Origin of the sequence: Sphaerisporangium sp. NPDC005289, assembly GCF_040607455.1 — a bacterium.
Lineage (GTDB): Bacteria > Actinomycetota > Actinomycetes > Streptosporangiales > Streptosporangiaceae > Sphaerisporangium > Sphaerisporangium rhizosphaerae.
In genome coordinates this window covers 122,312-136,453 of the sequence record NZ_JBEXGS010000007.1, presented here as the reverse complement: position 1 = coordinate 136,453, position 14,142 = coordinate 122,312, and the positions used below count along the sequence as shown (strand labels likewise).

8 protein-coding genes are annotated in these 14,142 nt (G+C 72.4%); 3 read left to right on the top strand and 5 right to left on the bottom strand.

All coding sequences use genetic code 11. The features are described 5' to 3' along the window. The first annotated feature begins 198 nt into the window (after window positions 1–198). A complete protein-coding gene (locus ABZT47_RS14725) occupies window positions 199–5,988 on the top strand; it encodes an amino acid adenylation domain-containing protein (RefSeq protein WP_354840960.1) in 5,790 nt (1,929 codons plus the stop codon). Here the strand turns inward: ABZT47_RS14725 and ABZT47_RS14720 are convergent. Then, window positions 5,909–6,112 (bottom strand): SHOCT domain-containing protein, encoded by a 204-nt coding sequence (locus ABZT47_RS14720; protein WP_354840957.1) that lies wholly within the window; start codon window positions 6,110–6,112, stop codon window positions 5,909–5,911. The genes ABZT47_RS14725 and ABZT47_RS14720 overlap by 80 nt on opposite strands. Window positions 6,113–6,382: 270 nt before the next feature. Here ABZT47_RS14720 and ABZT47_RS14715 point away from each other — a divergent pair, with 270 nt between their 5' ends. Continuing rightward, window positions 6,383–8,791, top strand: coding sequence for a Tex family protein (locus tag ABZT47_RS14715; protein WP_354840954.1), 2,409 nt, complete (start codon window positions 6,383–6,385; stop codon window positions 8,789–8,791). A 177-nt stretch (window positions 8,792–8,968) separates the two neighbouring features. On the opposite strand, the gene ABZT47_RS14710 is transcribed toward ABZT47_RS14715, so the two are convergent. Next, entirely contained in the window at window positions 8,969–9,943 is a 975-nt protein-coding gene (locus ABZT47_RS14710; protein ID WP_354840952.1) for a phosphotriesterase-related protein, read from the bottom strand. Window positions 9,944–10,130: 187 nt separating this feature from the next. Here ABZT47_RS14710 and ABZT47_RS14705 point away from each other — a divergent pair, with 187 nt between their 5' ends. Further along, complete coding sequence (locus tag ABZT47_RS14705) at window positions 10,131–11,117, top strand: malate dehydrogenase (RefSeq protein ID WP_354840949.1); 987 nt, start codon at window positions 10,131–10,133, stop codon at window positions 11,115–11,117. A 25-nt stretch (window positions 11,118–11,142) separates the two neighbouring features. Here ABZT47_RS14705 and ABZT47_RS14700 read toward each other — a convergent pair whose 3' ends face one another. The 3 genes from ABZT47_RS14700 to ABZT47_RS14690 all read right to left on the bottom strand — a co-directional run bounded on the left by ABZT47_RS14700 (window position 11,143) and on the right by ABZT47_RS14690 (window position 14,128). After that, a complete protein-coding gene (locus tag ABZT47_RS14700; RefSeq protein WP_354840946.1) occupies window positions 11,143–11,811 on the bottom strand; it encodes a DUF998 domain-containing protein in 669 nt (222 codons plus the stop codon). A 190-nt stretch (window positions 11,812–12,001) separates the two neighbouring features. Further along, a complete protein-coding gene (locus ABZT47_RS14695) occupies window positions 12,002–13,804 on the bottom strand; it encodes an alpha-amylase family protein (protein ID WP_354840943.1) in 1,803 nt (600 codons plus the stop codon). Window positions 13,805–13,924: 120 nt separating this feature from the next. Then, window positions 13,925–14,128: a cold-shock protein gene (locus ABZT47_RS14690; protein ID WP_248959313.1), complete on the bottom strand. Its 204-nt coding sequence runs from the start codon at window positions 14,126–14,128 to the stop codon at window positions 13,925–13,927. Between the last annotated feature and the right edge of the window lie 14 nt (window positions 14,129–14,142).

Below are 14,142 nucleotides of genomic sequence, written 5' to 3'. Positions count from 1 at the left end.
TGCCGACCCTGACATGCCGACCTTGACACCCCGTCCGGCGACACCCCGTCCGGCGATACTCCGTCCGGCGATACTCCGTCCGGCGACATCCCGTCCGGCGACATCCCGTCCGGCATCTCCGGGCGCACCCGCGAAGCGAAGGGAGGGCGGGGCCGGCTCCCCCTCGGCGCGAGCCGGGGACCGCGCCCCGGACATCCGATGGCCGAGCCTGTGACAGGAGTCCAGAGAGGGCAGAGTCCCCCCGGCGTTTCGGAAGGGACCGCGGTTCAGCTGGGCGGGACGCACCCCGCCACGCTCAGCGCGGCCAAGCAGGCGCTGCTCGCCCAGCGGTTGCGGCGGCGTCCGGGGTCGCAAGCCCGTGACCTCATCCCGGCCCGGCCCGCCGGTGCCGCCCCTCCGCTCTCGTACGCGCAGGAGCGGCTGTGGTTCATGGACCAGCTCGTGCCGGAGGCCGCCGCCTACACGATCGTCCTCACGCTGCGGCTGGGCGGCGCGGTCGACGCCGAGGCGCTTTCGACGGCGGTCGGCCAGGTCGCCGACCGGCACGAGGCGCTGAGGACCCGCTTCCCCGCCGGGGACGACGGCCGGCCGGCCGCCGTGGTCGAGGAGTCCGCCGGCGTGCGGCTCGCCCGCGCCGAGGCCGGTTCCGAGCAGGAGGCCCGGCTGATGGTCCAGGAGCTGGCCGCCCGGCCGTTCGACCTGGCCACCGGTCCCCTGTTACGGGCCCTGCTGATCCGGCTCGACGCCGATGACCACGTCCTGGCGCTGGCCGTGCACCACATCGCCTGCGACGGCTGGTCCTGCGACCTGCTCACCTCGGAGATCCTCGCCCGCTACGCGGCCCGCGCCCACGGCGGCCCCGCCCCCGCCCGGCCCGCCCCCACCGGACCCGCGCCCGCCGGACCTGAAGCGGTGCGTGCTTCTCCCGCCGAGCACTCCCCCATCGGGTTCTCCCCCGTGGAACCCGCTCCCGGCGAGCCCACAGCGGGTAAGCCCGCGCCCGGCGAACCGGCTCCCGTCGAGCGTCCGTCGCTCGACTACGGCGACTTCGCGGTGTGGCAGCGGCGCGACCCGGCCGGGGACGGCGACCTGCCCTACTGGCGGGAGCGGCTGGCCGGGCTCCCACCCCTCGATCTGGTCACCGACCATCCCCGCCCGCACCGGCAGACCTTCACCGGGGCGTCGCACGGTTTCCGGCTCGCCGCCGAGGAGGCGGCGGCGCTGCGCGACCTGGCCTCCCGCCACGGCGCGACACTGCACATGGTGGTGCTGTCGGCCTGGCAGGCGCTGCTCGGGCGGTACGCCCGGCAGGACGACTTCGCGGTGGGCTCCCCGGTGGCCGGGAGGTCCAGGCCCGAACTGGAGGGCATGGTCGGCTGCTTCGTCAACATGCTGACCATGCGGGCGGACCTGTCGGGCGATCCGGCGTTCACCGAGTTGCTGGCGCGCACCAGGGAGTCCGCCCTGGACGCCTACGCCCACCAGGACCTGCCGTTCGAGCGGCTGGTGCAGGAGCTGAACCTGCCGCGCGACGTGTCACGGCCGCCGCTGTTCCAGACCATCTTCGCCATGCAGAACTACGGCGGCCAGGGGCGTCCGGCCGGTGGACCGATCGAGGGGCCGGCCGTCGCGCCCTTCCCTGTGGAGGCGATCTCGACCCGGTACGACCTGGAGCTGTACGCGGGCGAGGACGCAGGCGGCCTCGGCCTGCTGCTGACCTACAACACCGGCCTGTTCGCGCCGGACACCGTCGCCAGGATGGCGGCGCATCTGACCATGTTCCTGCGTACGGTCGCCGTCCGCCCCGGCGCGCGCCTGTCGGAGATCGGCGTCCTCGGCGAGGACGAGCGCGCCCAGGTGACCCTCGGCTTCAACGCCACCGACGCTCCCTTCCCCGCCGGCGCGACCCTGCACGGGCTGGTCGAGGAGCAGATCGCCCGGACGCCGGACCGCATCGCCGTCACCTTCGAGGGCGCCTCGCTGACCTACGCCGAGCTCGGCGCGTGGGCCGATCGGATCGCCCGGCGGCTGCGCTCGCTCGGGGCGGGGCCGGGGACGCCGGTGGCGGTGTGCGCCGAACGCTCCCTCGAGCTGGTCGCGGGGCTGCTCGGCGTGCTGAAGTCGGGCGCCGCCTACGTCCCGCTGGACCCGGACTACCCGGCCGACCGGCTGGCGTTCATGCTCGCCGACTCGGGCGCGCAGATCGTCCTCACCCAGCGGCGCCTTCGCGGGACGCTCCCCGAGGCGCCGAGCGGCGCCCGGGCGCTGCCGCTCGACGACCCCGCGGAATGGCCTCCCGGCGACCACACCGAACCCGCGCCCGCCGGCGACGTCACCGGAACACCCCGCGCGGACCCCGGGGACGTCGCGTACATGATCTACACCTCGGGTTCCACCGGGCGTCCGAAGGGAGTGCCCAACGCGCACCGGGGCATCGTCAACCGGCTCGACTGGATGCGGAAGCGCTTCGTGCTCGGCGAGGGCGACACCGTCCTGCAGAAGACGCCCGCGAGCTTCGATGTGTCGGTGTGGGAGTTCTTCTGGCCGCTGCTCGCCGGGGCGCGTCTGGTGCCGGCACGGCCGGGCGGCCACAAGGACGCCGCCTACCTGGCGGAGCTGATCCGCGCGGAGCGCGTCACCACTCTGCACTTCGTCCCCTCGATGCTCGCCGTGTTCCTCGCCGAGGACGGCGCGCGGGCCTGCACGTCGCTGCGGACGATCATCTGCAGCGGCGAGGAGCTCCCGCCGGACCTGGCGCTCAGGTGCCGGGCGGCGCTGCCCGCCGAGCTGCACAATCTCTACGGTCCCACCGAGGCCGCCGTCGACGTGTCGGCGTGGGCCTGCGAGCCGGCGGCGCTGTCCGGCCTGGCCCGCGTCCCGATCGGCGCGCCGATCCAGAACATCCGCCTGTACGTGCTGGACGCCGGGATGGAGCCGGTGCCGATCGGGGTGCCCGGTGAGCTGCACATCGGCGGGGTGGGGGTCGCGCTCGGCTACCACGACCGGCCGTCGTTGACGGCGGAGCGCTTCGTCCCCGACCCGTTCGGGTCACCGGGCGCGCGGCTCTACCGGACGGGCGACCTGGCCCGCTGGCGCCCGGACGGGACGATCGACTTCCTCGGCCGGTTGGACGCCCAGGTCAAGGTGCGCGGCCTGCGCATCGAGCCCGGCGAGATCGAGGCGGTACTGCGCGAGCAGCCGGGGGTGAACGACGCCGCCGTCGTCGTGCGCGAGGACCGGCCCGGCGACAAGCGCATCGTCGCCTACCTGGTCGGCGAGGCCGAGACGGCGCCGCTGCGCGCCGCGCTCAAGCTCCGCGTGCCCGACTACATGGTGCCCTCGGCGCTGGTGCGGCTGGAGGCGCTGCCGCTGTCGCCGAACGGCAAGCTCGACCGCAGGGCGCTGCCGGCCCCGGCGCTCCTGCGGGAGGAGTCCACGGCGTTCGCGCCGCCCGAGCCCGGCACCCAGGAGTCGATCGCGGCCGTCTGGCGCGCCGTGCTCGGCGTCGAGCGCATCGGCGTCGACGACGACTTCTTCGACCTCGGCGGCCACTCGCTGCTGGCCACCCAGGTGATCGCCGGGATGCGCGCGGCGCACGGCGCGGGGGTCTCGGTGATGGACCTGTTCCAGAACCCGACGGTGCGCGAGCTGGCCGCGCTGGTGGACACCCCGGCCGCGGAGCGCGGCCCGCGGGGGCTGCTGTACGAGCTGACGCGGCCCGTCCCGGCCGAGCGGCGCGTGCTGTCGCACGTGTGCGTCCCCTACGGCGGGGGGAGCGCGGTGGTCTACCAGCCCTTGGCCGACGCGCTGCCGGAGGGGCACCGGCTGTTCTCGGTCGCCATCCCCGGTCACGATCTCGGCGTCGAGGAGGAGCGGCTGCCCTTCGACACCTTGGCCTCGGTCTGCGTGGCCGAGATCCTCGCGAAGGTCGACGGGCCGCTCGCGCTCTACGGTCACTGCGGCGTCGGGTCGGCGCTGACCGTGGAGATCGCGCGGCGGCTGGAGGCCGCGGGACGCGAGCTGGAGGTCGTCCACATCGGCGCGATGTTCCCCTTCGCCCGGCCGGACAACCGCGTGATGGAGGCCCTGTCGAAGATCGCCCGGATGGAGTTCCTGCGCTCGGACCAGGAGTACACCAACTGGCTCATCTCCTGGGGCCTGGAGCTCGGCGACCTGGACCCCCGGCAGGTCAGGCACATCATCCGCAACATGCGCGCGGACTCGGAGGAGGCCGAGGCGCACTACACGCGCCTGCTCGCCGAGGGCGTCGACCGGCTGCGCGCGCCCATCGTCACCATCGCGGGCGAGCGCGACCCGAGCACCGAGTACTACCAGGAACGCTTCCGCGAGTGGCATTTCGTCGCCGACACCTCGGCGGTGGTGGTGCTGGCCGAGGCCGGGCACTTCTTCCTGAAATATCGGGCGCGGGAGCTGGCCGACATCGTCACCGGCGTCCACCGGACCCTGGACACCGCGCGGCCCTCGGGTCGGGAGCGGCGCGGGCCCGGCGAGGCCGGCGAGGCGGGCTGGTGGCTGCACGACGTCTCGCGCTCCGCACGGCCGGTGACGGCGAGCGGCCCGCGGCCGAGCATGAAGCGCTTCGTCACCGTGGCCGCGAGCCAGATGGTGTCGATGACCGGCTCGGCGCTCACCGAGTTCGCCATCCCCATCTGGGTCTACCTGCAGACCGGCTCGCTCGTGCGTTTCGCGCTGTTCGCGGTGCTCGGCCTGGTGCCGGGCATGCTCGTCGCCCCCCTGGCCGGCGCGATCGTCGACCGGTCGGACCGGCGGCGGGTCATGCTGGCGGGCGACATCGCGGCCGGCGGCGTCCAGACGCTGCTCGGCGTCCTCCTGTGGACCGGCAACCTCGCGACCTGGCACATCTATGTGCTGATCGTGGCCCTGTCGGTCGCGCTGCAGTTCCAGCGCCTGGCGTACGGGTCCTCCATCCCGCAGCTGGTGCCCAAGCACTATCTCGGCCATGCCAACGGGGTCGCGCAGATGGCCAACGGCGTGACGCAGTTGATCGTCCCGCTGGTCGCGGTGGGGCTGATGGCCTCCATCGGCCTCGGCGGCATCGTGGTCATCGACATCGCCAGCTACGCCTTCGCCGTCGCCGTCCTGCTGGTCACCCGGTTCCCCGCGAGCATGGCCTGGCAGCGCAAGGAACCCGTCCTGGCGGAGATCGCCAACGGGTTCCGGTACAGCTGGGGCACCCCCTCGATCAGGGCCATGCTGCTGTTCTTCGCCGCGCTCAACATCTTCCTGTCCCCGCTGTTCCTGCTGATCTCGCCGCTGGTGCTGTCGTTCGGCACACTGACCGACGCGGGCAATATCGCGTTCGTCTCCGGGGCCGGCGTGCTGGCCGGCGGGTTCGCCATGACCGTCTGGGGCGGCCCCCGGCGGCGGCGCCTTGCCGGCATGATGGCGTGCACGCTCGCGCTCGCGGCGTTCTGCCTGGTCACCGGCCTGCGGCCGGACCTGCTGACCATCGCCGCCGGGGCGTTCGGCATGGCCCTGTCGCTGACCGTCGTCAACGGCATCTACGCCACGATCGTGCAGGTCAAGGTGCCACAGCGGTTCCACGGGCGGGTGTTCGCGCTCAACACCCTCATCGCCTGGTCCACGCTGCCGATCGGGTTCGGGCTGGTCGCGCCGTACGGGAGCCAGGTGTTCGACCCGCTGCTCGCCCCCGGCGGGCCGCTCGCGGGGAGCGTGGGCGCCGTGATCGGGGTGGGCGAGGGACGCGGCGTCGGACTGATGTACATCGTCTTTGCCCTCGCCATGGCCGCTCTGGTCGCCGGGGCATCGCGGGTGAGGACCCTGGCCCGGTTCGACGCCGAGGTCCCCGACGCCGCGCCCGACGACCTGGTGGGCTACGAGGCGCTGCGCCGGCGCGGCGCGGGCGCTACCAGTCCTGCGACAGACCCGACATCCGACGCAGATACTCCTCCTCGTCGATCTCGCCCGCCGCGTAGCGCCGCTTGAGGATCTCCTTGGGGTGGTCGGCGGCGGGGATCTGCCGCGCGCGGTCGGCCACGTAGGTGCGGGCCAGCATCAGCACACAGCTGACGATGATGATCAGTCCGACGAGCAGTAGAAGGGTTTTCACGCCGACCTCCGGTTCCTGCGGCTTGCCCGAACCGCGGGCTCGCCGCGGCGCTGCGCACGGCGCCGGGGGCCGGGGGGACGCCGCGGTGCCCGGGTGCCGCGCTCCAAGTCTCGCAGGTCCGGGGGCCTGCGGTAACGTCCCGCAGGCCGACCGGTCTCGGGCGCCCGTACGCGCGGCCGGCCACCCGGGCAGGGCGTGACGGCGCGACAATCGGGGTGGCGAGCATGCACAATCTTCCCCGGACCTCAGAAGCGAAGGCGGACCAGGATCGTGACGATCTCCATCCATCAGAAGATCGCCGAAGAGCTCGGCGTGCGCGAACGGCAGGTGCAGGCGGCGGTCGACCTGCTCGACGGCGGCGCCACCGTGCCGTTCATCGCCCGCTACCGCAAAGAGGCGACCGAGATGCTCGACGACGCGCAGCTGCGCGCGCTCGAAGAGCGGTTGCGCTACCTGCGCGAACTGGAGGAGCGGCGCACCGCGATCCTCGAGTCCGTCCGCTCCCAGGGCAAGCTCGACGACGCCCTCGAGGCTCAGATCATGGCGGCCGACTCCAAGGCGCGCCTCGAGGACATCTACCTGCCCTACAAGCCCAAGCGGCGCACCAAGGCGATGATCGCCCGTGAGGCGGGGCTGGAGCCACTGGCGGAGGAACTGCTCGGCGACCCCTCGCGCGACCCGCAGACCGCCGCCGCGGCGTTCGTGGACGCCGAGAAGGGCGTCGCGGACGCCGCCGCCGCGCTGGAGGGCGCGCGGGCCATCCTGGTCGAGCGGTTCGCCGAGGACGCCGACCTGATCGGCGCGCTGCGCGAGCAGATGTGGTCGCAGGGCCGCCTGGTCTCCCGGGTCAGGGAGGACAAGCAGGAGGCCGGCGCCAAGTTCTCCGACTACTTCGACTTCGCCGAGCCGTTCACCAAGCTGCCCTCCCACCGCGTGCTGGCCATGTTCCGCGGCGAGAAGGAAGAGGTGCTCGGCCTCATGCTGGAGCCCGAGGAGTCGCCCGCCGAGGACGGCCCGAGCGGCTACGAGACGCGCATCGCCCGCCACTTCGGCGTCGCCGACCGCGGCAGGCCGGCCGACCGGTGGCTGATGGACACCGTCCGCTGGGCCTGGCGCACCCGCGTGCTGGTGCACCTGGGCATCGACCTGCGCATGCGCCTGTGGCAGGCGGCCGAGGAGGAGGCCGTCCGCGTCTTCGCCACCAACCTGCGCGACCTGCTGCTCGCCGCGCCCGCCGGCACCCGCCCGACCATGGGCCTGGACCCCGGCCTGCGCACCGGCGTGAAGGTCGCGGTCGTGGACGCCACCGGCAAGGTGGTCGCCACCGAGACGATCTACCCGCACGAGCCGCGCCGCCGCTGGGACGAGTCGATCGCCGTCCTCGAGCGGCTCGCCCGCGAGCACCGCGTCGAGCTGATCGCCATCGGCAACGGCACGGCCTCCCGCGAGACCGACAAGCTCGCCGGCGACCTGATCAAGCGGCATCCCGACCTGAAGGTCACCAAGATCGTCGTGTCGGAGGCCGGGGCCTCGGTCTACTCCGCCTCCGCCTACGCCTCCCAGGAGCTTCCCGGGCTGGACGTGTCGCTGCGCGGCGCCGTCTCCATCGCCCGCCGGTTGCAGGACCCGCTCGCCGAGCTGGTCAAGATCGACCCCAAGTCCATCGGCGTCGGCCAGTACCAGCACGACCTGTCGGAGACCAAGCTCTCGCGCTCGCTGGACGCGGTGGTGGAAGACTGCGTGAACGCCGTCGGCGTGGACGTCAACACCGCGTCGGCGCCGCTGCTGACCCGCGTGTCCGGCATCGGCTCTGGCCTGGCCGAGAACATCGTGCAGCACCGGGACGCCAACGGCCCGTTCCGCTCGCGCCGCGCGCTGAAGGAGGTGCCCCGGCTCGGGCCCAAGGCCTTCGAGCAGTGCGCCGGCTTCCTGCGCATCCCCGGCGGCGACGACCCGCTGGACGCCTCCAGCGTCCACCCCGAGTCCTACCCGGTGGTGCGGCGCATCCTGGACGCCACCAGCGGCGACATCAGGACGCTGATCGGCGACACCGCGGTGCTGCGCAAGCTGCGGCCCGACCAGTTCGCCGACGACACCTTCGGCCTGCCGACGGTCACCGACATCCTCAAGGAACTGGAGAAGCCCGGGCGCGACCCGCGGCCCGCCTTCCGCGCGGCGACGTTCAAGGAGGGCGTGGAGAAGATCTCCGACCTGGAGCCCGGCATGCTGCTGGAGGGCGTCGTCACCAACGTCGCCGCCTTCGGCGCGTTCGTGGACGTCGGCGTGCACCAGGACGGCCTGGTCCACGTGTCGGCGATGTCGCGGACGTTCGTCAAGGACCCGCGCGAGGTGGTCAAGCCGGGCGACATCGTCCGGGTGAAGGTCCTGGACGTGGACATCCCGCGCAAGCGCATCTCGCTGACGCTCCGCCTGGACGACGAGGCAGCGGGCAAGAACGCGGCCCAGGGACAGGGCAGAGGCGGCCAGGCGCAGGGACGCGGCGGCCAGGACGGCCAGGGCGGCGCGGGCGGCCGCAGGGGCGGGCAAGGGCAGGGCAGGGGCGGCGGGGACGGCCGACGCGGCGGCGGCGGCCGTGGCGGGCAGGACCGCGGCGCCCCGGCGGGCGGCGCCCTGGCCGAAGCCCTGCGCAAGGCCGGCCTGGACAAGGGCCTGAAGTAAGCCGGGCGCGTCTCCCCCGGAAGGCCGCGGCCGGCCTTCCGGGGGCGCCATCGCCTCAGAAGAAGCCCCCGGGGCGTCACCGCCTCAGAAGAAGCCCCCGGGGCGTCATCGCCTCAGGAGATGCCTCCCGAGGGAGCGTCGCCGCCCCAGGGAAAGCCTCCCGGGAGCGTCACCGCTTCAGGAGAAGTACCGCCGGGGGTTGTCCACCAGCATCTGCTCGATCTGGGCGTCGGTGACGCCCTTCTCGCGCAGCGCCGGGAGGACGTCCTGGTGGATGTGGCCGTAGTTCCAGTTCGGCGCGATCTGCGGCACGGCGTCCCACATGTGGCCGAAGTAGTCGTAGAAGCAGGCGGCGTCGTGGCTGAGCACCATGCGGTCGGCGTAACCGCGGGCGCACAGGCTCACGATGGTGTCCACCCGCGCCCCGGTGGGGTTGTACAGGTCGAGCCCGAAGCGGTCCATTCCCAGCGTCGCGCCCGTGTCGGCCAGGGCCATGAGGTGGTCCAGGTCGTTGCTGTCGCCGGAGTGGCCGAGCACGACCTTGGTGAGGTCGACGCCCTCCTTGGTGAACAGGTCCACCACGGCCAGGCCCGACCGGGTGGAGGGGTTGGTGTGGACGGTGATCGGCACCCCGGTGCGCACGTGGGTCCGGGCCACCGCGCGGCAGATGCGCTCGACGCCCGCGGTCATGCCGTAATGGTCGATCGCGCACTTGAGGAACGCGGCCTTGACCCCGGTGCCGGCGATGCCCTCGGTGATGTCCTTGACGAAGTCGTCGACCATCGGTTCGGGGATGTCGACCACCGTCCCGGGGCCGCGGTGGGCGTAGTGGAAGGGGACGTCCATGTAGCTGTAGAGGCCGGTGGCCACGATGATGTTCAGCTCGGGCACCTCGGCGGCGACCCGCTGGATGCGCGGGATGTACCGGCCGATCCCCCACACCGTCGGGTCCACGATGGTGGTGACGCCCCTGGCGACCAGGGCCCGCAGCTTCTCGACGGCGTCGGCGACGCGGTACTCCTCGTCCCACCAGCCGTCCTCGCCCTGGTCGGCGAGGTGGCCGGGGTCGACGACGAAGACGTGCTCGTGCATCAGCGTCTGGCCGAGGACGCCCACGTCCACCGGACCGCGTACGGTTTCGACGACCGGCATGGGACCTCCAGGGGTGACACCGGCGGCAGAGGTGCCCGTACCGTAGGACGCCGCGCCTCCGGCGTCAACGGACACGCCGGGGACGCGGACGCGCGCCGGGAGGGGACCTGCGTTCCTGAGGGGCCTGTTCGAACGGATAATCTTTCGGCTGTTCGGAAAACGTCAACAGCCCACCTAGGGGAACGTCATGACGCAGGCTCCAGTCAAGGTCACCGTCACCGGCGCCGCAGGCCAGATCGGCTATGCGCTGCTGTTCCGCATCGCCTCGGGTCATCTGCTCGGCCCTGATGTGCCGGTGCGGCTGAGCCTGCTGGAGATCCCGCAGGCCGTCAAGGCCGCCGAGGGCACCGCCATGGAGCTCGACGACTGCGCCTTCCCGCTGCTCCAGGGCATCGACATCAGCGACGACGCCGGCCGCGCCTTCGAGGGGACCAACGTCGCGCTGCTGGTGGGCGCCCGCCCCCGCACCGCGGGCATGGAGCGCGGCGACCTGCTCCAGGCCAACGGCGGCATCTTCGGCCCGCAGGGCAAGGCCATCAACGACCACGCGGCCGACGACATCCGCGTCCTGGTCGTCGGCAACCCGGCCAACACCAACGCGCTGATCGCCCGCTCGCACGCGCCGGACGTCCCCGCCGAGCGGTTCACCGCGATGACCCGCCTGGACCACAACCGGGCGCTGTCGCAGCTCGCCGCCAAGCTCGACGTCCCGGTGACGGCCATCACCAAGATGACGATCTGGGGCAACCACTCCGCCACCCAGTACCCCGACCTCTACAACGCCGAGGTCAACGGCAAGATCGCCGCCGAGCAGGTGGACGAGGGCTGGCTGCGCGACACCTTCATCCCCACGGTCGCCAAGCGCGGCGCGGCCATCATCGAGGCGCGGGGCGCATCCTCGGCGGCCTCGGCGGCGAACGCGGCGATCGACCACGTGCACGACTGGGTGAACGGCACCGCCGAGGGCGACTGGACCTCCGCGGCCCTGCCCTCCGACGGCTCCTACGGCGTCCCTGAGGGCCTCATCTCCTCCTTCCCCGCCGTCTCCCGCGGCGGCCGCTGGGAGATCGTCCAGGGTCTGCCCGTCAACCCGTTCTCCCGCGAGCGCATCGACGCCTCGGTGCGCGAGCTCGGCGAGGAGCGCGACGCCGTGCGGGAGCTCGGCCTCATCTGATCCCGTCCGCGCTCTCACGGGGCGTTCAGGCCGCCACGGCGGGGCGGACGCGCGGCCCGGCTCCGTCGAGGCGCGCCGTCACCCGGGCGCGGGCCCGGGCGCCGTCGCGGCCGACCGCGGCCGACAGTCCGATCAGCACCAGGACGACGACCTCGGTCACCACGACGAGCCGCTGGGTCAGCCCGGCCGGGACGGCCCCGGGGTCCATGCCGAACATGCGCACCACGTACGGCACCAGGACCAGGATGAGGAAGCCCGCGGCGGCCAGGCTCAGGCCGCGTAACGCCGCCGCGTGCCGGCCGCCGCGCGCCGCGATGGCCAGGCCCGCCACGGGCATGCTGACGAACGCGGTGAACGCGGCATAGCGGTGGATGCCCCCGGACATCGACAGCGACATCCCCGGCCGGTCCGTGGGGAACGCGGCGATCATCAGCATGCACGTGCTCCACACGCCCAGCAGCGCCACCGTCGCCCGGCCGGTCCCGCGCCGGGACATCTCCACGGCCAGCATCGCCGCCCCGAGGGCGAAGAAGGTCAGCGAGGTCCCCAGCAGCCACCCGTGGGGGTGGAAGGCGTACTCGCTGATCATGCCGTGCAGCGGGTCGAGGCCGGAGGTCAGGTGCAGCGCCGTCATCGCGACGGCGCCGTTGGCGAGGGCCGCGAACCCGCCGGCGGTCAAGGGAGAGGTCGTCATGCCCTTGACTGTCGCCTCCGGCGCGCCGCGCGGGCATCGGAGATCGGCCGGAGCGAGCCCTGGGGCATCCCCGAGCCGACCCCTACTCCACCAGGGGCGGGACGGGCCCGGGTCCGGGGCCGGGCTTCAGGGTTCGCGCCCGCCACCAGCGGCGGCGCCCCTGACCCGTCCCCCGGCCCCGGGTCTCGCGTCAGGCCTTCTGACGGGCCTCGGAATCGGCGATGTCGCCCGCGTCGGCGGGGGCCAGCTCGGGCTCGGACGCGCGCATCCAGCGGGTGCCGTAGGGTTCCAGCTCCAGCGACACCCGCCCGCCCGGGCCGATCTCGACGGTGCCGTCGATGAGCAGGTCGGTCAGCACCTTGCCCTCGTCGAGGCCGTCGAGGGTGAGCTCGCAGGAGACCGTCTCGTCGGCGAAGTTGTGCACGGCGAGGACCGTCTCGCCGTCGATGTCGGAACGGTGGGCCAGCACGGCCGGCGCGCCGGTCTCCAGCACCTCGTACCGTCCCCAGGCCAGCTCGGGGCAGCCCCGGTACTGCTCGATGAGCTTGGTGATCCACATCAGCAGCGAGTCCGGGTCGCGCCGCTGGGCGCTCACGTTGACGTGCTCGGGCCCGAACTCGCCCTGCACCATCGGGTTGCGGAAGTTCTCGGGGTCGGCGGTGGAGAACCCGCCGTTCTCGTGCGGCGTCCACTGCATCGGCGTCCGCACCGCCTCGCGGCCCTTGACCGCGAGGTTCTCGGCCATGCCGATCTCCTCGCCGTAGAACAGCACGGGGGTGCCCGGCATCGAGAACAGCAGGCTGTACACCATCTTGATCTTGCGCAGGTCGCCGCCGAGCATGGAGGGCAGGCGGCGGCGCAGGCCGCGGCCGAACAGCTGCATGTCCTTGTCCGGGCCGAAGGCCTCGAAGACCTCCTTGCGCTCGGCCTCGCTGAGCTTGTCCAGCGTCAGCTCGTCGTGGTTGCGGACGAACGAGGCCCACTGGCAGTCCTTGGGCGGGGCGGGGCGCTGCCGCAGCGCGTCGGCGAGCGGGCGGGAGTCGCCGCGCGCGAGCGAGAGGTACATGCGCTGCATGCCGATGAAGTCGAAGCACATCGTGACCTCGTTACCGAGGTCGTTGCCGAAGAACTTGCGCAGGTCGGGATACTCGAGGTTGACCTCGCCGAGGAGCATGGCGCTGCCGTCCCTGCGGTTCATGAACGCCCGCATGTCGCGCAGGAACTCGTGCACGTCGGGCAGCCCGGCGTCCTTGGCCTTGTGGTCCACCGCCTTGCCCGTCTCACCGCCGTCCTGGCCCGCCTTGGCGCTCTTCTCGCCGGAGGGCTCCTCGTCGGCCTCCTCCTTCTTGCCGACGTCCTCGACGAGGAAGGGCACGGCGTCGACGCGGAACCCCGACAGGCCGAGCTCCATCCAGAAGCCCAGGATGCGGGCGATCTCGTCGCGCACCTCGGGGTTGGCGACGTTGAGGTCGGGCTGGAACCGGTAGAAGCGGTGGTAGTAGTACTGGCCGCTGCCCTCGTCGTACTGCCACAGGGAGTCCTCGGCGTCGGGGAACACCACGCCCTTGGGGTCGTCCGGCTCGGGGGTGTCGGACCAGATGTACCAGTCGCGGTGGCGGGAGTCCCGGCTGGACCTCGCGTCCTTGAACCAGGGATGCTCGTCGGAGGTGTGGTTGACGACCAGGTCGGCGATCACCCGGATGCCGCGGTCGCGCGCCACCCGCATGAACTCGACGAACTCCCCCAGCGTGCCCAGCCGCGGATCCACGCTGTAGAAGTCGGTGATGTCGTACCCGTCGTCGCGGTCGGGGGTCGGGAAGAACGGCATCAGCCAGATACAGGTCACACCGAGCCGTTCGAGGTGGTCGATGTGCTGCGCGGCGCCCCGGAAGTCGCCGACGCCGTCGCCGTTGCCGTCGGCGAAGGTCTCGACGTCCAGGCAGTAGACGACCGCGTTCTTCCACCACAGGTCTGAGGTATAAGTCAGTCTCACCCGGCCGCCTCTACCCCAAGAAGGGGCAAAGTATCGGGCGACGGAGACGGGGTGGCCTTACCCCGGAGAAATCTGAGGGCCCGCACCGCGAGGCGGTACGGGCCCGGAGGAGACGTCGCGTCAGATGACGGTGACCTGCTCCGCCTGGGGACCCTTCGCCCCCTGGACGGTCACGTAGGTGACGCGCTGGTTCTCGTCCAGGCTGCGGTAGCCCCCGGAGGTGATCGCCGAGTAGTGCACGAACACGTCGGCACTACCGTCGTCCGGGGCGATGAAGCCAAAGCCCTTTTCGGCGTTGAACCACTTGACGGTACCTTCAGACAACTCTGCTTCTCCCT